Origin of the sequence: Richelia sinica FACHB-800, from assembly GCF_014698825.1 — a bacterium.
In the GTDB taxonomy this organism is placed as follows: domain Bacteria; phylum Cyanobacteriota; class Cyanobacteriia; order Cyanobacteriales; family Nostocaceae; genus FACHB-800.
Genome location: NZ_JACJTT010000031.1, coordinates 43281 through 62789, shown reverse-complemented (window position 1 = coordinate 62789; position 19509 = coordinate 43281). Strand labels below are relative to the sequence as shown.

Below are 19509 nucleotides of genomic sequence, written 5' to 3'. Positions count from 1 at the left end.
TTGAAAAGTAGGGTTCGCAAGCTTTTAGCCACATCGGATAATTTACGTGAAGCAATGGAAATCGTTCTCAAGCAAGCAGCGTCCTAATTAATCTGGCTACAGCTATAAAATACAATTTGCCCAAAATAAAGTCCCATCTTTGCGTACAAATAGGCTTTCACACTCAAACCGACCATGGCGATATGCTATTTCTAGTTGTCGATTTGGTAAGCCATTTAAAACCTCTTCTGGTGGAAAGAAGCAAGCAAATTCTTTACCAATAATTTCCGAAGCTTTATAACCCGTAATACATTCAGCGCCGTAATTCCAACTCATAACTTTGCCTGTGGGGTCGAGCATATAGATGGCATAGTCTTTGACACCTTCTACTAAGATGCGGAATCTTTCTTCACTTTGCCTTAATTCTTGTTCTGCTCTTTTGCGGTCTGTAATATCTGTAGAAATACCACACACAGCATAGGTCATGCCATTAATATCTTTGAGGGGAAACTTGACTGATAAATAAGTGTGTAATCCGTCATCATGGGTAGCAAGTTCTTCCACTTCTAAAGGTTGGCCAGAAGAAATAACTTGGAGGTTATTTTTAATAAAATCTTGAGCTATTTCTGCATCCCAAAACTTTTGAATAGGTTGATTGATTAATTCTGTTTGGCTGAGTTTCAGTATTTGTTCAATTTTTTTATTGACTAATAAAAATTTATTCTCTGTATCGATAACATACATGACCGCTGAAGAATGATCTAAAATTGCCTGTAGCTGTTGCTGCATCACTTGCATAGTCGCCGCTTCTTGTTTACGATCATCAATATCTGTGTTGGTGCCAAACCAAGTTAATACCTTACCCTGATGATCGCGCAAAGCTACTGCTCTGGATAAATGCCACCGATAAGTAGAGGAATGATGATGCTTTAATCGGAATTCTATTTCGTAACTTTCTCCTGTAGTGAGGGATTGTTTCCAAGTAGCAATACACCGTGATAAATCATCAGGATGTACCCATTGTTGCCATTGCCAATCCAAAATTTCTTCTGGTGTGCAACCGAAGTAATCAAGAGTAGTTTGATTCACATATTCAAGATTGCCATTACCTTGAGCGATCCATACTTGTTGGGGAATGGACTCAGCTAAAAAGTGAAAGCGTTCCTTTTCTGATAACAATAGGCGATTGCTTTCTGTTAATGCCATTGTTCGCTCTTGGACTCTGGTTTCTAGTTCTTGGTTGACTAATTCTAGTGCTGCTTGTGCTTGTTTGAGGTCATGAATATCTCTGCCTTCAGCGATGAGCAAAACGATTGTTCCCGCTTCGTTTGTTAGCGGTTTTAGGGAGAAATCAATGGTTCTCGGTGTACTGTCAGCACTAATCATATTTACTTCATAGCGTACAAATTCTCCTTGAGATGCGATCGCGATCGCACCTTTTAGATGTTCCTGTGTTTGTACGGTAGTGTCCCACCACGGTGTTTGCCACAGGGGTAGTCCAAACACATCTTGATGTTCTAGTCCCCCAAACTCTAATGCAGTGCGGTTGGCTTCTAGGACGATGCCCTCTAAGGTGAGTAGGCAAGTAAACTGAAATGTGCCATTGAAAATGGCGCTAAATCTTTGTTCCCGATGCTTTACTTTCGTTTCCGAGAGGACACGGGAAGTAATATCAACAGCAACACCAATGAGACGGGTTGGTTGATTGTTGGTATCAGTAATGACAAAACCCCTAGCTAAATACCATTTATACTCTGATAAGCTTTCAGTCACTAAGAGCCTAACTTCTAGCTCAAAGGCACTAGCATTGGCGATCGCTTGTTGATGGGCAAGTTCGATTTTGTGGTGATCGTCTGGATGTATGGATTCCAAGGCTTGAGCATAGGAAATTTCTGGCTGATGAAATACAGTCTCATCGGCCATGAAAAATGACATTTGGTCATTTTGGAGGTTACGTTCCCAATAGAAGGCGTTAGTCGCTTTTAAAGCCAAACTCAAGCGATGTTTATGTTCTTCTAAATCAGCAATTATTTGCTGTTCTTCTGTCACATCTTCAGCTAAATCAGCTAGATAGACCGCTTCACCCCATTCATTTTTTAGGGGCCAAATCTTGCTTTGTAAATAACGTACTTCTCCATTGGGGCGGACAATCCGATATTCTGTTGTTAAGGATTCCCCCGATTTGACCATGGCCAGTTGTTGGTTGAAGCGATCGCCATCGAGGTGATGAATCGAGTCCCAATATTCTAAAACATTGGCATAAAGGCGATCGCGACTTTTACCCCACACCTTTTCATAGGCTTGGCTGACATAATATAACTGTTCTTGCCGCAGATCCCAAATCGAAAATACTTGAGTAATATTGTTGGTTAACTGCTGCAATAACTCTTGATGTAGTTTGAGAGATTCTTCTATTTGTTTATTCTTACTAATATCTTTTTGAATATAAACAATATGGGTCGTTGTCCCTTGACGGTCTTTGAGTGGAAATATATTTAACTCCACCCAGAAGCAACTACCATTTTGATGTTGATGAATGATTTCTGTTTTAAATGGTGAACCAGCTTGTAGCGCATTGCCGATTTTCTCTAATTTTTGCGAGTTAGCTTCCTCTCCTAGTAACTTAGGTAGTGTTTCCCCCAGAATATCCCCACTACTATAACCACTCATAGCAGTAAAGGCGGGATTGACATAAACGATTCTGGAGGCTAAAAGTTCTTCCCAAGGATTAACCTTAGTAATAATAATTGCATCATCTGAAGTATCTATAGCGGACGAAAATAATTCCCATTTATCTACTGTAAAGTCCAAGGGAGAAAAGACTTCCTCAGAGGTTGCTAAAGCTAAACCAATACTCTCAAATGTAATTGTCCCTATCAACTGATTATGGTCATCGACCACAGGTAATAACCGTTGATCTTGACATAACAGATATAACACCTGGGGTAAAACATTGATTTCTCTCAGTTTCAAGGTCATATCTGAGGTTTGCATCACTTCTGCAATGGTAATGGTTTTGAAATCCACACCAGCATTGACTAGATTCACAACATCTTGGGCTGTACAATAACCCACAACCTGTGTAGCTGATTGAACTAACAAACCTTTTCCTGATTTAGCCATTAAAGCGATCGCATCTAACGCAGGTGTTTCTGGCACTACCGTCAATGGGGAGCGATCTATCATTAAATCTAAATTGTGTAATGCCAGAGATAGAGAAGATGCTTGCATGTTCCAGTTTGACAACTACGCTCAAAGAATATTTCTCTCAATTTGTGAATTTTTCCATTGACTCACTGAACTGTTAATATTTTGACTCTAAATTGGTCATATATTATTTGGTAAGATCACGGTTAATTTTTATTAAGTTACTAACAAATCACTTGACAGATAAGTAATGAAACGGGTATGAATCTGGGATTTTTGATTTTGATATCAAAAGATCCAATCTCAAATTTTCTGTACCCAATGCCCTCATACCAATTCACGGCAACCCTGATCAATCCTGGTACATATACATTTTTTGTAGGGATTAGCCATTTGTCATATTCATTCTGGCTAGCTGAAAAAGTCGTGAAATCGTTATCAATCAACGACTTGAGGTTGATTAAAGATAGGAAAAATGGCAAGAAGAAGCGATGAAGACATAAAAAGCCAGGTAGTTTTTTAGCCTTCAATAATTTTCACAACTTCTTAACTTCCTTCCTAGTTTCTACTTCTTGAAATATTTCAGCACAACCTAATTACAGTTAAACAGTATCACCTATGGCTGTAAATTCCTGCGACGTTCACCATAGCGCAGTAGTCTGTCAATAGTTAACAAGCGATGTTGCCAAACTTGAATGTGATATGACTGTGGCGTTGTAGCCGACTGCATCCAAGTGGGAAATTGAGATTGAAACTGATTGAGTAATGTTTTCGCCTCAATTAAATTACTAGCGGAAGGTAAAGCTGCCAATTGATTTAAAGCATTGTTTAATTCTTCAGCCCGACGACTAAAATCGGCTAGCACATTTGCAGATATAGACAATTGTCCTCTTTCCTGCATCAACTGCCATTCTTTTTGTAAAGCTGCATAGCGCCAAGCCGCAGCCCGAAAAGGATGACGGTGAGGAATTGGTTCACCTTTAACGGAAGATTGACCTTGAGTTTTCATCAAAATCTCATCTAATTGATTATTAAAATTCTCAGCTGCAAACAGTGCATAACCAATAGCTGGTAAATCCCGTACCAATTGCAACTGATCAAATGCCCCTAAGTTAGGCAAAGATAACAACCTAATTCCCGGAACCAATAAAGTAGCACCTAATTGAGTTGATTTAATCCAAGGTTGGGCCAGTCGTTGAAACCGGGGAGTATCCAAAGCATAGGTCATGGGGACAACTAAATCTATATCTCCCCGTTTTGCCCAAACTTCCCAATTTTGTTGCAACTTTTGAATGCGTTCGTATTCTGGTAAGGGGAAGACAGCCACAGACAAAGTTAAATTTTGGCGTTTTGACCGTAGCATCTGGGCAACTTCTGCCACAAAATTATCAACTTGCTGGGTACGAAATGCTGTCCACTTTTGCCACAACTCCCCTTGTGTAGGAGAAATATTTACTGGGTCTACACCTGTTTGTTGTAAAAATTGTTCCCGCGCAGCTTGACCATAGCCATAGGTGCGATTGACAAAGGGGTCTTGGAAGGGATAACGAATGTAATCTAGTTGCAGACCATCCACTTGATAGCGAGTGACGATTTCTGCAAACAGGTCAAGTAAATATTGTCTGACTTGGGGATTAGCTGGATCAAAAAAGGGTTTAGTTTGACCAACAGGAATCATATTTCCTAGCTGGTCATAATTAGCCCAATCAGGACGCGCAGCCAGGACAGGCCCTGGATAGTTGGGGTCAAGGTTGAGAATTTGATTGTGTTGTTGGTTGCCGGCAGCAAATGTCCAGACCCAAGCATGTAATTCCATCCCCCGTCCATGGGCTAATTTGACTGCGGCTGCCAGGGGGTCCCAATTTTTCACCAAGGGATTTTGTTGGGGGGCGACTCGACTGGGATAAATGGTATAACTGGCGTTAACGGTTTCAAAGAAGACTGTATTAATGCCAGCTTGGGCCAGTTGGTTGAAAATTTTGGCCAGTCCGGCTTCACTGCCAGCGCGGATAATAGTCCCCCTATCTAACCAAACTGCGCGAATTTCTGGTTGTGCTAGACGTTGATCAATAGGAAATTGCTGCCACAATTTTGTTTTAGCTTGTAACCACTGCTGACGTGCTAGGGCAAAATTTTGACGTTCAACGAGGAAGGGTATATTTTTAGCGATTTCCCTGGCTTGGGTTAATACCACCTGTAAATCAGCCTCTGAGAGGTTGCTGGTGATTGATTTGACTGGTTGTGGTGTAGCAGATGTAGTTTTGCGCCGGGAAGACCCAGATATTGATGCAGCTAAATGGGCGCTTTCAACTCGACCAATCAAGTTTTCTAATTCTTGTTGCAAAGCGATCGCTGCTTCTGGGGAAATTGGTTCATTAGAATTAGGCACAACATCTAATCTGACGGCTTCTTCTAGCTGGTCAATGGCTTCCCGGTAATTGCTGGGTGTGGATTTGGTTGCAGGCTGTAACTTTGTGGGAGAAGGCTTGTTATTTCCTGCGATATGGGTTTTGCGTCTGGTATTGGGTTTAGGCTTTTTCCCTATGGGCGGTAATTTCGGTTTAGTATTGGTTGTGATTGCAGGGTCACAAGGGCGATGGTGAGAAGTTGGTTTTGGGCTGGGTTTGGGAAGTTCAACATAACGTTGCAGTGCAGCTTTTAACCAAGCAACATCTAATTCTCGACTGGAAGCAGTATCAATTCCCCAACGCCAACCTAAAAAAGTAGCGGTTGCTGAGGTGAGAACAGCTGCGGGATATCCTTGGGCCTGCCAAACAGCACTTGTTTGACTGGTAGCTGGGTTAGGAATAATTACTCCACCCTGGATTTTTCCAAATAGTTCTGGTGGTTTAGCCCAACTACTCACATTGGAATTAGCTGATTGTAATTGTTGAGGACTATTTAAACTAAATCCCCAGTAACCTCCGAGTAATTTTTGTAAAAGTTGACGTACACCAGGTGTGGATAAACTACCTACAGGCCCTGTGACAATCAGCTTTCCACCTCTTTGTGTCCACTGTTCTAGGGCGATCGCCTGTTCAGGAGTTAAAGTTTCTATATTAGGTAATAATAATATTTGGGGTTTACCGAAGTTAGCGGTAATTTTCAGCCCTGGCAGAGGAATAACACAATAATTGACACCAGATGCCTGTAATCGATTAGCGATCGCTCTCCATCTTTGCTGATTACTTGGGTCTTTGACTACACTTAAAATTGGGTCTGTGGTTTGTGCTTGGGTTGGTAAGCTAACTGTAAATAAATGAATTTGGACAATTAATAATCCGGCTATTTTGATTGGTAATTGGAAAATTTTGGTCATTATTTTTTTGTTTCACGCAGAAGCGTAGAGACACACAGAGAAGAATGCAAAGGTGATTTCTAAATTAAGTGAAGCTCATTCACTGCTACACATTGATCAATTAATTCTTCGACTCCAGATACAGGAATAATTTGAGTATTTAGTGTTGCTGCTACTTCCGCTACACTCATATCATCTAAAAAGATTAATTCGCCATGTTTGAGCATGACACTAGGTAATAAAATTGCTGTACCTAAATCTTTTCCTTGGAGATTTAATAACAAGTCATGACCAGTAATTAAACCAGTCACACTAATATTTTGTCCCCAATAATCACTAGCTAAGGCTTCCATCTGTACTTCTAAACCATCCACGGCATTTAACTCATTCAGAATTGATTGAAAAGCTTTTTCTACTGCATTACCTACCACCCAAGTTAACTTTTTCGAGGGAGATATTTTTCTGGGCAGTAATTCAGCGGCAGCATGATGGAATTGTTTGATAAATAAACGAATAGAACCCACCCCATTATCAATTTGTGGATATTCTTCGTATTCTGCTTCTGAGGGTAATTCTTCCCCAGCAATTAAAAACCATTCATCTGCTAGCCAAACTACACTAGAACCATATTTTTGCTTAAATTTACTGGCAAGCGATCGCACCTGGGTAATTACTTCCTGTGCTTTGGTTGGTGTGACGGGTACAAGTTCATCTTCTGGGGGACGAAATCTAGTCAAACCCACAGGAACCACCGCTACTGATGCAACTGTTGGCACTTCTCCCGTGTGAAAAGCAACTAAATCAGTTAAGGTTCTCTCTAAATGTTCACCATCATTAATCCCTGGACAAACTACAACCTGGGCATGGATTTGTAAACGTCTTTTTTGAAACCACTTCAGTTGTTCTAAAATTTGTCCAGCCCGGGAATTTTTTAATAATCTAATTCGTACTTCTGGTTCTGTGGCATGAACAGAAACATATAAAGGTGATAACCGCATTTGCTCTATTCTTTGCCATTCTTTTTCTGGTAAATTCGTCAGTGTCAGATAAGAACCATAGAGAAAACTCAGGCGATAATCGTCATCTTTGAGATATAAACTAGAACGTTTACCTGCTGGTTGTTGGTCAATAAAGCAAAAAGGACAACGGTTGTTACATTGAATTAAGGCATCAAATAAGGCTGTTTCAAATTCCAGCCCCAGGTCTTCATCATAGTCTTTTTCAATTTCCAGATGATGCGTTTTACCAGCCGCATCTAAAACTTCTAATTCTAACAACTCATCCGCACATAAAAATTGGTAATCAATTAAATCACGGGGACGGGTACCATTAATTGCAACTATGGCATCTCCAGCTTCAAAACCAATTTCAGCCGCGATAGAGTTGGGGAGGACGTTAGTAATTTTAGCAGGACGAATAGTAGACATAGGTAATGGAAAAAATATTTATAGCAATTTTGGATAATTAAGGGAAAAAATAGGTTTGCTGTTTCTTGATTTTAAAACTAGTAACTAATGAATAAATATACCTTATCATCCAATCGGGTTCAGGTAATCAAATATGAGGTTGGGTTAAGCGATAGCACAACCCGACAAAAGCATAGATGATTATGAGTATTTGAGAGGATATTGTCAAAGTAGCGGCTGTTTGTTGCCAGCAATATCCTGCCTAATGAAATATGCCTTTATCATCACCTCTGTAGAGACGTTACATGTAACGTCTCTACAGTCTTTACTCAGATGTCTATTTATATGGTGATGACTTGGCCCACCCTCAGACAAATAGGATGTTTGATGACTAGCTTTGACTTTTAAAATATCTTCTAAAAATTAGGCTCAACTATTTCTCAAAACTCCAGCAGCGATCGCTCCTAATATTGTCGCCCCAAAGGCCAAGCGATACCACACAAAGATCCAAGTATTTTTCGTTTGCAGGTAACGCAACAACCAAGCAATGGACAAATAGGAAAAAACAAAGGCTGATAGGGTTCCCGTCACCACCACTAATAAGTCTATTTTACCTAATGCCTCTTTGAAAAAAGCATACAAAGTAGCAATTGTCAAGGTGGGAATACCTAATAAGAAAGAAAATCTGGCTGCGGTCTGTCTTTCTAAGCCTAAAAATAGGGCGGTGGTTAAAGTGGAACCGGAACGGGAAACACCAGGTGCTAAAGCTAGCATTTGCCCTAAACCAATTAACAACCCATCCCGAATGGTTAAGGCATCAAAACCGCGCTCGCGTTTGCCTAATTTCTCCGCTGCACCTAAGAGTAGGGACATGACAATTGAGGCGATCGCAATACTGGTCATACTATTAATAGTGGAATTTTCATCATTCAGGACTTTTTTCAGCAAAAATCCCCCACCTAAAGCCGGTAAAGTCCCGATAGCTATTCCTACTAATAATTTCCATTCTTCTTGTTGCCAATCTTTGGCGCGATAGGCTTTCCAACCGCCAGATAATATCGATTTAATATCCTGCCAAAAGTAAATTAAAACGGCGATCACGCTGCCAAATTGAATGGTAGCGAGAAAGGCTTTGGAACCCAATTGTTCCCAATTAAATGCTTTTGCAAACACCTCTAGGTGAGCAGTGCTACTAATAGGTAAAAATTCTGTGATGCCTTGCACGATACCCAGGATAAATGCTTGGAATAATTGCTGAATCAGGTTTCCTTCTGCAACATCTACCTGTAGCAAGTAGGGCAAGAACTGAATGCTATTAACTTCTAAGACAGCCGTCATCAAATAGACTCCCAAAACGAATGCGTAATTCTAGCAAATTATCCGCCTTGCCGTGGAAGTCATCAGCCAATTGGTTGCATATCTCACCAGGAAAATTATCCTTGGCAATTACTTCTGGCGTATAATAAAAATGCCCCAGGGGGGGATTTTAGTCTATGATATTGTAGATAAGTAAAGTTTAGTAACAAATATTAAAAACATTGATTAATCAAACATTAACTTCCTTAAATACGGCTAGGCCTAATTTAGAGGAAGAAAACCCTAGAAACCTTTCACCGTCTTCTATTGCTCATAGAATTGGTACTCGTCAAAATTTGCTAGTTTTTGCTGCGGCAGTATTTTTAGTGTCAGTACCAGTATTTATAGAAGCGCCCTTAGTGCGATCGCTCCCTAGTTTGAGTTTAGCGATCGCTGGGTTGTGGTTTTGGCTCAGTTTGACACTCATGTCCCGCCCTCAAACCTATCTCTGGGGGGATTTGCTCCTTGGTTTCAGTTGGAGTTGGTTAGCTGGCTCAATTTATTGGGGTTGGTTACGTTGGGAACCACTCTGGCACTTACCAGTAGAATCCATCGGTCTACCCTTTGCCATTTGGTGTTTACTCCGAAATTGGGGCAAAGTAGGTAACTGGTTTTATCTAGGTTCCTTATTCGGCACAGTCTTAACCGACGTATATTTTTATTTAGTAGATTTAATGCCCTACTGGCGACAATTGATGATGGCGGAAGTAGGAGAAACTTCACAAATCTTAAAAAATGCCCTGACCCTCGTGCAAACCCCTTGGGGACAAGCCTGGGCTGTGATTCTCACCCTCATCCTCATGTCAATGGGAATTGTCGCTCTAGCCAACAAACAGCACCATTGGTATGCCTTTGGTGGAGCAGTTTTGAGTACCATTTTGGTGGATAGTTTATTTTTACTCCTGGCGGCTATTGCCTAAATTTTCCCTTTATGCTGGTCAGGGCTGTAAATACCCAAGGGTGGTATTTTTTGATAAAAGTAAAGTCAAACCCAGTAGCAGTAAATATTGTGGATATTAATACGCTGTATATTAGTTTCTGATGACTGCTGTGTTTTTGATGAAGCGATCGGCTATCAACACCTGGATGAAGAATGCAGGACAAAAACACCTATAGTTTGGCCTCCTGAAAGGTAAGATGAAGTGCAGAGGACACAACACCTCTACCAGCCTCTAGATTAATCTGTGAGGTTGCCTTCATATTTCTCACTTCAGCCTAGAATTGACAGCTTATTAGCTTCAAGTATTTATTTTTGTTTGATGGAGAGGTAGAAAAATCGTGAAAGGATTGGTGCGTTTATTAACAGTCTTTACTTTGTTGCTTGGTTGCTGGGGATGGTTGGGTACCACTCAAACAGCCCAAGCATTGAGTGTCAACAGCTTTGCTTTGCCTCAAGTACCAGTTTTAGCATTAGACCGCTTAAATCGGGCAGATGCCAAACTAGCAACAGAATTTGGTAAGAAAATTGATTTGAATAATACCAATGTTCGTGGTTTCCAACAGTTTCCAGGTTTATATCCCACTCTAGCTAAGAAAATTATTGCTAATGCTCCCTACTCTAAAGTAGAGGATGTACTCGATATTCCTGGATTAAGCGATCGCCAAAAACAGTTATTAGAAGCTAACTTTGACAATTTTACTGTCACTGACTATGAGCCTGCTTTTAACGAAGGCGATGATCGCTTAAATAACGGTATCTACAGATAATCTCTGTCACCGTTAACTCATCAATCACCGCTCACTCCTAGTTTTAGGTAGTGGCACACTTAAGAGATGGGGATGGGTGGACAAAATTAGGGGAAATCTGTCCTCCTATTCCCTACTCTTATGCTTCTCACCGAATTACCCGAAGGGGTTGACCTTGCCTGAGACAAATATTCCGCCTCAATTTGATGTTTTAGTTGTCGGTGCTGGTGCAGCTGGACTATACACAGCCCTATGTCTGCCAGAATCCTTACAAGTTGGCTTAATTACCAAAGAAACCGTTTCCCTGTCCGCTAGTGATTGGGCCCAAGGTGGAATCGCAGCCGCAGTTGCCCCAGAGGATTCGCCCAAGTTACACATAGAAGATACCCTCAAAGCAGGGGCAGGGTTATGTGATGTTCAAGCCGTAGAATTTTTAGCCCAAGCAGCCCCCCGATGTATTCAATCTCTAGTGAATTTAGGGGTAGCCTTTGACCGTCACGACCAGCATTTAGCTTTAACCTTAGAAGCCGCCCATTCTCGTCCCCGTGTTCTCCATGCTGCCGATACTACAGGTAGAGAAGTAACCACCACTCTCACCGCCCAAGTTTTACGTCGCCCCAATATTCAAGTTATTCAACAAGCCTTAGCCCTGAGTTTGTGGATTGAACCCACCAGCGGTCATTGTCAAGGCATTAGTTTGTTTTATCAAGGTGAAGTGACCTGGATTCGTGCTAGCGCGGTGGTGTTAGCCACTGGTGGTGGTGGACAGGTCTTTGCCCAAACTACCAACCCAGCAGTCAGTACAGGTGATGGAGTGGCCATAGCCTGGCGGGCTGGGGCCATACTCCGTGATTTAGAATTTGTTCAATTTCACCCTACAGCCCTGACTAAACCTGGACGTTTTCTGATTAGTGAAGCTGTACGCGGAGAAGGGGCCCATTTAGTAGACGATGAAGGGCGGCGGTTTGCCTTTGATTATCACCCTTCTGGGGAATTAGCGCCACGAGATGTGGTCAGTCGAGCCATTTTTAGTCATTTACAACGTACCGCTACAGATTTGGCTACTGCCCATGTGTGGTTAGATATGCGTCCTATCGCCCCAGAAAAAGTTCGTTACCGCTTTCCTAACATCATAAAAGTTTGTCAGCATTGGGGAATTGATGTTTTTAAGGAACCTGTTCCTGTAGCCCCAGCAGCCCATTACTGGATGGGTGGTATTCTCACAGATGTAGAAAACCGCACCAATATTCCGGGTTTATATGCGGTGGGAGAAACTGCGAGTACAGGGGTGCATGGGGCAAATCGTCTGGCTAGTAATTCTTTGTTGGAATGTATTGTGTTTGGGGCCCAGGTTGGTGATATCCAAAATCGGGTGGCAAGGATGAAGGGTGAAGATGGTGCTGCTGATAAGCAATCAACTCCGATGCAGCTATCCTTGTCTAAGAGCGAGTGGGAACATCAACAAACACAGCTAGAAACTATTCGCCAGCAGTTACCTCGGTTAGTCTGGCAAAGTGCAGGTATTTGTCGGGAACAAGCAAGTTTAGAAGCAGCGATCGCTACAATAGAATCTTGGCAAACAGATTTTGCTGCCCTACCTTTAAGTATATTTCTAACTAATTTACATCCTCAGCAAGCTGCTAGTCTCAATTTTCCCAATCTCGAACCACAACTCAGGCTTTGGGCAGAAACTCGCAATTTATTAGATGTAGGTTATTTAATTTTGAAAAGTGCTGTCTTTAGAACCGAAAGTCGTGGTGGACATTATCGTCTCGATTATCCCCAAACAGACCCTGAGTGGCAATTCCATACCTTAATCCAAAACCATCTCTGGTGGAAATCTGGCTGATTATGAAGTGAGAGCAGACAAGTCAACAGACTAGAATAACTTTTTGCCTAGAAAAACCTAGATTTTCTGGGAACTTTCCAGTGGGAATTTGTATTTAATCTAGAAGTGCTGGAGTTTTAATTTTTAATTCTTGCTTATCTTGTGCCGCTGCCGTATTGGCTGTCAGGCCCGCCATAATTGGGGGGAATGTAGGTGTTGCTATCTTGAGCGTACATCTCTTGATCAGTGACTTGTTGTGGAGAAGTCTGGATCACTTCACTAGTCATGAAAATTGGGAGGTGATTGTTTGGTTCTGGCATGTTAACCAGGAACATACACCCGCTAATGAGACAAATCATCATCCCTGTGATTTTGACGTTTGTTTCTACTTGCCTGAAAAAATTAACCACCATTGTTCTGATTCCTGTTTTCAAATATTATGCACCGTATATTTCTGGTTGATTTGCGATCACTATATGAAATCTTTACAAACGGACAGACTAAATTCTTATTTATAAATAAGCTTGTTTTCAATTCGTGACCCCTAGCTTGTAATTTAAAACATGAATTTTATTTATGGCACAGTAGCCATACTTAAGAAATACATCTAAACTTTAACTACCGCCATCAGCCTCAAGTTGTATTTTCTGAATTTTATCCTCAATTATGCCTGATTCTTTATATACAAGTATTTTTAAATAAAGTAATTAGACGTAAATACAAATACTGATGCAGGATTAATAAATTTTGATTGCTGGAAAATTAGCTGCTGGGTGATTTCTTAACCGTTTCTTTATGAAAATTTGGTTAATTTCCCCGTATATTCATCCTGTACAATCTGTGATTACATTCTGTTTACCTCTTTGTTCCTTGTGATTGCCTATAGACAGCTCAAATAGGACTACTATCTAAAGACGGTAAACAGCAGTCAAAAATGAACAGTTTATCCAAATTTTTTGTTTATTGGCTATTTCTTCATCTTAAGCCTACAAACGGGACTGTTATACATAAGTATTCTCCGTCCAGCCATGTAAAGGTGCGATCGCTTTGATCACAACTTCCATAATTTCTGGTGGGGCTTCGGAAATGAGAATACTCGGATATACTGCTGTTCCCCATTCGGGATGTACTAGGACACAGCAATCATTCTTAATGACAGGATAGTTGAGTAAAGCTTTAGCCACAGCTGTATCGTCATGAGGAACCAAACCAGGATGGGAAAGTAAAGGATAGCCTGTGCGGGGGTCAATTATATCTGTAAGATAACCGCGATCGCGTAAATTGAAAGCCACATCACAACCAAACCTCATAAACTTTTCCCGTAACCGTTCTTTTTCTCTCTCGGTTTCTTTTGTGATTTCCATTAAGGGATGACGTGATTGTTGGAGAATCACCACCACCCACAAAAACTGTTGCTGTTTCCAATCGGGTAATATCTGTTCGCAGTTGGCACAGATATAAGGACTGGGGTTATGAATAGAAATTTGCACAGCTTGTCCAGTTTTGCCAACTAAATTAATCGGACCGCTTGGTGCTGATGTAAAACTCCTAATATAGCTCACCACAATTATTCTGTTTTTGAAAGTTTTTATTTTATTCCTTAGCTATTAATAATAACCCTGAAAATTTTCAAAAACCATCAACTTTTAATGATAATAGGCTGATCAACAAGAGGCTATAAATCCTAACCCACAATTGCCACTGACCTGTAACAAGGACTAACCTTTTGTTTTACTGAAGATAAATTTACTCGCCTATTAATCATAGTCAGTATTTGCAGGGATATTGCCGAAAGTAGTCGATAATCATGGATTTAAAGTAATTCATCACATAAATCAATCAAAACATTAATAGAGTAACCCTGGTCAACTTGCCAACTGGTTACTCTATCTAGGTTGTGACTGTTGATTTTTAAATTAATGAATGGTTTTCGGGAGAAAGTTTTCTCACTAGGACAAACAATGAAAAGACGATGACCGAATTTTTTAGTCATCTACTAATTGAGTTTTAAAGCATTAACCGGCACTTCATCCCAAGATTGAACAGTACGAATTTGGGCTACCCAACCATCTGCTTTTTGCTTTTCAGTTAAATTTTGCTTAAATGATTCGTGACAGTCTTTAGCTTGGGACTCATCACAACAAGCAATGCAAGCGTAAATCATACCGGAGGGGTCAATTTGCTCGTTTACCCAAATAGCCATAGACTTATCCTTGATAAAAGTTGTTAAATAAGAGCTTGATTCCTTTAGGATACTATTTAATTAGCCGATATTTTGCTGATTAGGTTGGCTGGTCAATTGTTGACAACAACTGACCAATCATCAAGGTAAGGCGAAAATAGCTTAATTAGATTTTTGTGTAGCGATCGCTAATTTTGCTCCCTCTACCTGACGCACCCGATCCATAACTGCGACAACGTTGCCATGGCTAGAACTTTCGTCAGCATTAATCACCACCAATATTTCTGGACTATTACCCTTCAATCTTTGGATTTCCTCTGGTAACAAATTCAGGTTAACTGGTTGGCGGTTTAAACTAATATCACCGATGGAGTCAATTGTAATGGTAATTGGTGCAGCTTTCGCGGCTGCTTTGGCTGTTGCGGCTTTGGGTAAATTGACTGGTAAACCTTCGGAACGAGTTAAATACAAAGTAGACATGATGAAAAATGTCAAAATTGCAAAAATGACATCAATCATCGGCACAATATTAATTTGGGCAGGAATATCCGGTTCTTCGGGTAAGCGCATAAATAAAGACTCACAAACCAAATTCAAGTTGATTATCTAGGGCTGACTTGCCTTCTTTCATAACGATGACGGTAAAGCAATTCTAAATGACCACCATATTCTTGAATCCAAGCAATTTGGCGTTGATAAAGTCCACGAAAAGAATTAGAAAAAAACAGAGTAAAGATAGCTACCACTAAGCCAGAGGCGGTAGACACTAATGCTTCACTAATGCCCGAAGTCACACCAGCGGTTTTTGTCCCTCCCACATCACCAATATCTAAGGATGCAAAGGAGGTGATGAGACCCAATACTGTACCTAACAGTCCTAACAATGGTGCTAAACCAATGATGGTATCAAAAATATTTTGAAACCGTTTTAAGAGAGGAATTTCTGCTTGGGCTTCACTTTCTAAAGCTAAACGAAATTCTTCTGGGGTTGGTTCTTCTAATTCTAAAGCTGCTAAAAAAATCCGGGCAATGGGTAAATCGGTGTTTTTTTGTAAGATATCTAAGGCTGTCACTAGGTTATCTTGACGATAAACCCGCAGTACATTCTGCACAACGCGGTTTTGACGACCACTAATTTTTACCCAAAAGCTGATGCGTTCAATGATTAATGCTACTGCAACGATGGAAAAGAACAGCAGTGGCCACATGACCACACCACCAGCTTGAAATAGATTACCAATGTTCATCTACAATTTTGCCAATCATCAAGGTTTAGATTAGTGCATTTTAGCAACTGCATCCACACCGTCACTGATGAGTTGACCATCTTCCATGTAAATGATCCGATCAGCTATATCGAGGATGCGGTTATCGTGGGTGACTAGCAAGATGGTACAGCCTTGTTCCTTGGCTAATTTTTGCATTAATTCCACTACATCACGGCCGGATTTTTTATCAAGGGCGGCTGTGGGTTCGTCAGCGAGGACGATTTTCGGATGACTGACTAAAGCACGGGCGATCGCTACCCGTTGTTTCTGTCCTCCTGATAAACTCTCTGGATAGTAATCAAGGCGATTTTCTAGCCCTACCTGTTCCAACATAGCGATCGCTTTGGCATTGATATCTTCCCTTAAATATTCTTCATGCAGTTCTAAGGACATACGGACATTTTCTTTCGCTGTCAAGAAGTTCATCAAGTTATGGGCTTGGAAAATATACCCAATTTGGCGGCGTAACTTAGTCAATTGGATTCTACTGGCACCGCACATTTCTTCGCCCAAAATTTTTAAACTCCCTACTTGGGCGGAACGCAAACCCCCCATCAAGGATAATAAAGTTGTCTTGCCTGACCCAGAAGGGCCAGTCATAATCACAATTTCCCCGGCTTGAATTTCTAAATTAATATCAAATAAAGCTTGTTTTCTTAACGCCCCATTCCCAAAATAATGATTGAGGTTACTAACAGCAATAACGGTTTCTGTAGCTATCTGGGCTGTAGCAGAGATAGTAGTAGTTTCCATTGACATATGTATTTTCCCTTTGTGTGTTGGTGCAAACCAGAAGTTTTCTCAATTAAAAAATATCTGCTGGGTCAGCAGCGCGGAGTTTTCGCATAGCGATCGCCCCAGAAACGCTACACATAATTACCGTCAAAATAAACACATTAATTGCTCGGTCTACCTTCATAAAAATAGGTAGCATTGTTGCCGTGTAGGTAAGTTGATACAGCCCAAATGACAAAAAAAACGCAGGTAAATATCCCAAAACTGCTAAAAATATTGCTTCTTGTAGCAACACTCCCAATAAGTAACCATCGGTATAACCCATGGCTTTTAAAGTTGCATATTCTGGTAAATGGTCAGACACATCGGAATAGAGAATTTGATAAACAATCACAATTCCTACAATGAAACCAACTCCCACACCCAAACCAAAAATAAAGCCAATACCTGTACCAGTAGCCCAATAATTTCTTTCTCGCTGGGCAAATCCTTCAGGAGTATCTACATCAACAGCAATTTGATTCGGGTCTGGATTTAATCCTGCTTTCAATTGGGCTTTGACTTGCTCAATATCTGCACCAGGTTTGAGAGTAATTAAGCCTACTTCTATTTGATCAGCCTTGCGTTCTGTAAATATTTGCAAAAAGGTAGAATGGCTGGCAATTACATTACCATCAGCAGCAAAGGAAGCACCATTACTAAATAGACCTTTAACATTCACAGCCTTGCTATTTAATTCCGTGGCGAAACTCCCTGTTTCCCTAAAAATCTTACCTACTTCTCCATATTCTGGACGACCAGCTTCATCATATAAGACTTGATTTAAGGGCTTGAGGAAATCTTTTTTGGTTGACAATTCTGGAAATGTTAATCCTGGTTCTACTGGATCTACTCCCCAGACAAGAATTGCCCTGTCCATTCTTGTAGCTGGATTGCGCCATTGTCCAGTGGCAATATAAACAGAATTAACTGATTCTACACCGTCATAACTTAATGCTTGATAAAGTCTTTCTCTAGAAAAACTTTTGACGGAAAATAAGGTTTGAAATTGAGGATTAGTTAAGACTAAATCTGCTCGTAAATTCCGATGGGGTTGAATAGCAGCATCAAATAATGCACTTTCAAAACCCATCTGAATAAAAATCAGCATGTCAGCAAAAGTAATCCCAGCTACGGCTATGGCTAACCGGGTTTTTTCTTTCATTAACTGTCGCCAAGCTAGGGGCGTTTTTCGGAATAATTGCAGCACCATATGCTTTGATTTTGATATTTAATAACGAACATTCGTTATGCTTAATCGCAAACAAACTTTACAATTCAATGACGGTTTGGACTTGCAAATTAGTCAATCCAGTTACTTTCCGACTATCTTCAGGGTTGAGGCGAATTTTTACTTCTACAATCCGACTATCCAGGTTTTCCCCTGGTTGATCGCTAAAAACGTTTTGGCGGTCAACCTGTAAACCTATTTGGTCAACAGTTCCCCGCAGTTCTCCAGCAAAGGCTTGACTGGTAACTATAGCTTTTTGACCTAGTTTAATTTTGCCGATATCAGTTTGATATACTTCTGCCACTGCCATCATTTGGTTCGTTTGGGCGAAGTCTGCAATGCCATCACTATCAATTTTTTCCCCGGCATGGGTATGAATTTTCAAGACCTTACCTGCCATAGGCGCTTTGATGTAAGCTGCTTCTAGGTCAGTTTTGGCACGGTTTAAAGTGGCGATCGCACTGGCTAATTCTGCTTGGGCCACTTCCACATCCACAGGTCGAACTTCCGCAATACTGTTGAGGGTGGCTTTGGCTTCCCGAATTTGTTTATTGCCAGTGGTATTAGTCCGATTTAAAGCTACTCTGGCTTCTGCTAGTTGCTTAATGGCAGTATTATTGATGCGATTGAGAACGGCCTTAGCTTCATCTACTTGCTGTTTGGCAGTTTCCACATTTAAACGTTTGCTATCAATTACCGAACTGGAAATAGCCCCTTCTGTATAGAGTTTTTGATAGCGTTGATATTCAGCTTCAGCGTTGTTTAATTCTGCCGCTAATTTATTAATGGTTGCACCTTGGGCAATTCTATCACCTTGCCATTGAGCCTCGATGCGAGCGATCGCTTCCTGTTGGGCTGTACTATCACCTTGGGATTGGGCTGTGATTCTTTCAATACTCGCTTCCTGGGCTTGAATTTCCCCAGATTTTGCCCCAGCTTGCACTTGAATTACCTTCGCTTTGGCTACTCTCACCTGGGTTTGTGCTTGTTGGACGGCATCTTGCAAGCGATCGCGGGAATCTAAAATCGCAATCACCTGCCCAGCTTTCACACTATCCCCTTCCTTGACTAACAATTTGGCCACGCGATCGCCATCTAAAGCCAGAGGTGCAGATAAATTAATCACCTCCGTTTCCGGTTCCAGTCGGCCCAAAGCACTGACTTTTTGTACTCTAGAGGTAGTTGATGCTGATTCTGGTGCAGGATTTTTGCCAACTTGACCGAAATTAGAAATACCATAAATAGCAATTCCCGCAGTCAGTGCAGTAGCCGCCATAACTAAAGTAATTAAACCTTGATTAGCAGGTTTAAACAACAAATTTTGACGCATTGGATTCCCCAAAAAAACTATTTT

At 40.9% G+C, this 19509-nt stretch carries 16 protein-coding genes; 3 read left to right on the top strand and 13 right to left on the bottom strand.

Features of this window, described 5'->3' with window-relative positions; translation table 11 throughout:
- Window positions 1-102 precede the first annotated feature (102 nt).
- The 4 genes from H6G73_RS18430 to H6G73_RS18415 form a co-directional block, all read right to left on the bottom strand.
- A complete protein-coding gene (locus tag H6G73_RS18430; RefSeq protein WP_190607130.1) occupies window positions 103-3210 on the bottom strand; it encodes a PAS domain S-box protein in 3108 nt (1035 codons plus the stop codon).
- A gap of 532 nt (window positions 3211-3742) precedes the next feature.
- Entirely contained in the window at window positions 3743-6445 is a 2703-nt protein-coding gene (locus H6G73_RS18425) for a glycoside hydrolase family 10 protein (protein WP_190607128.1), read from the bottom strand.
- A 59-nt stretch (window positions 6446-6504) separates the two neighbouring features.
- The gene (locus H6G73_RS18420) at window positions 6505-7851 is read right to left on the bottom strand and encodes a TIGR03279 family radical SAM protein (protein ID WP_190607126.1); all 1347 of its coding nucleotides are present in this window, start codon (window positions 7849-7851) and stop codon (window positions 6505-6507) included.
- 408 nt (window positions 7852-8259) lie between these two features.
- Window positions 8260-9168, bottom strand: a complete 909-nt coding sequence (locus H6G73_RS18415) for an undecaprenyl-diphosphate phosphatase (protein WP_190607124.1) — start codon at window positions 9166-9168, stop codon at window positions 8260-8262.
- A gap of 200 nt (window positions 9169-9368) precedes the next feature.
- On the opposite strand from H6G73_RS18415, the gene H6G73_RS18410 reads away from it, so the two are divergent.
- From H6G73_RS18410 to nadB, 3 genes are all read left to right on the top strand, one after another.
- Window positions 9369-10106 carry a DUF3120 domain-containing protein gene (locus H6G73_RS18410; RefSeq protein ID WP_190607122.1) on the top strand — a complete coding sequence of 246 codons (738 nt, stop codon included), beginning with the start codon at window positions 9369-9371 and terminating at the stop codon, window positions 10104-10106.
- 358 nt (window positions 10107-10464) lie between these two features.
- Entirely contained in the window at window positions 10465-10893 is a 429-nt protein-coding gene (gene psbU, locus H6G73_RS18405) for a photosystem II complex extrinsic protein PsbU (protein WP_190607121.1), read from the top strand.
- Window positions 10894-11047: 154 nt separating this feature from the next.
- On the top strand, window positions 11048-12721 hold the full coding sequence (nadB, locus tag H6G73_RS18400; RefSeq protein ID WP_190607119.1) for an L-aspartate oxidase: 1674 nt from the start codon (window positions 11048-11050) through the stop codon (window positions 12719-12721).
- A 134-nt stretch (window positions 12722-12855) separates the two neighbouring features.
- On the opposite strand, the gene H6G73_RS18395 is transcribed toward nadB, so the two are convergent.
- The 9 genes from H6G73_RS18395 to H6G73_RS18355 form a co-directional block, all read right to left on the bottom strand.
- The gene (locus H6G73_RS18395) at window positions 12856-13113 is read right to left on the bottom strand and encodes a hypothetical protein (protein WP_190607117.1); all 258 of its coding nucleotides are present in this window, start codon (window positions 13111-13113) and stop codon (window positions 12856-12858) included.
- 588 nt (window positions 13114-13701) lie between these two features.
- Window positions 13702-14262, bottom strand: a complete 561-nt coding sequence (locus tag H6G73_RS18390; protein WP_390840409.1) for a methylmalonic aciduria and homocystinuria type D protein — start codon at window positions 14260-14262, stop codon at window positions 13702-13704.
- Between the two features lie 251 nt (window positions 14263-14513).
- Window positions 14514-14693, bottom strand: a complete 180-nt coding sequence (locus H6G73_RS18385; RefSeq protein WP_190607113.1) for a hypothetical protein — start codon at window positions 14691-14693, stop codon at window positions 14514-14516.
- 3 nt (window positions 14694-14696) lie between these two features.
- Window positions 14697-14903 carry a glycogen debranching protein gene (locus H6G73_RS18380; RefSeq protein ID WP_190607112.1) on the bottom strand — a complete coding sequence of 69 codons (207 nt, stop codon included), beginning with the start codon at window positions 14901-14903 and terminating at the stop codon, window positions 14697-14699.
- A 141-nt stretch (window positions 14904-15044) separates the two neighbouring features.
- Complete coding sequence (locus H6G73_RS18375; RefSeq protein WP_190607110.1) at window positions 15045-15452, bottom strand: ExbD/TolR family protein; 408 nt, start codon at window positions 15450-15452, stop codon at window positions 15045-15047.
- Between the two features lie 32 nt (window positions 15453-15484).
- Window positions 15485-16129: a MotA/TolQ/ExbB proton channel family protein gene (locus H6G73_RS18370; RefSeq protein ID WP_190607108.1), complete on the bottom strand. Its 645-nt coding sequence runs from the start codon at window positions 16127-16129 to the stop codon at window positions 15485-15487.
- A gap of 30 nt (window positions 16130-16159) precedes the next feature.
- A complete protein-coding gene (locus tag H6G73_RS18365; RefSeq protein WP_190607131.1) occupies window positions 16160-16903 on the bottom strand; it encodes a DevA family ABC transporter ATP-binding protein in 744 nt (247 codons plus the stop codon).
- Between the two features lie 52 nt (window positions 16904-16955).
- Window positions 16956-18137, bottom strand: coding sequence for an ABC transporter permease DevC (gene devC, locus H6G73_RS18360; RefSeq protein WP_190607106.1), 1182 nt, complete (start codon window positions 18135-18137; stop codon window positions 16956-16958).
- Window positions 18138-18195: 58 nt separating this feature from the next.
- Window positions 18196-19485, bottom strand: a complete 1290-nt coding sequence (locus H6G73_RS18355; protein WP_190607105.1) for an ABC exporter membrane fusion protein — start codon at window positions 19483-19485, stop codon at window positions 18196-18198.
- Between the last annotated feature and the right edge of the window lie 24 nt (window positions 19486-19509).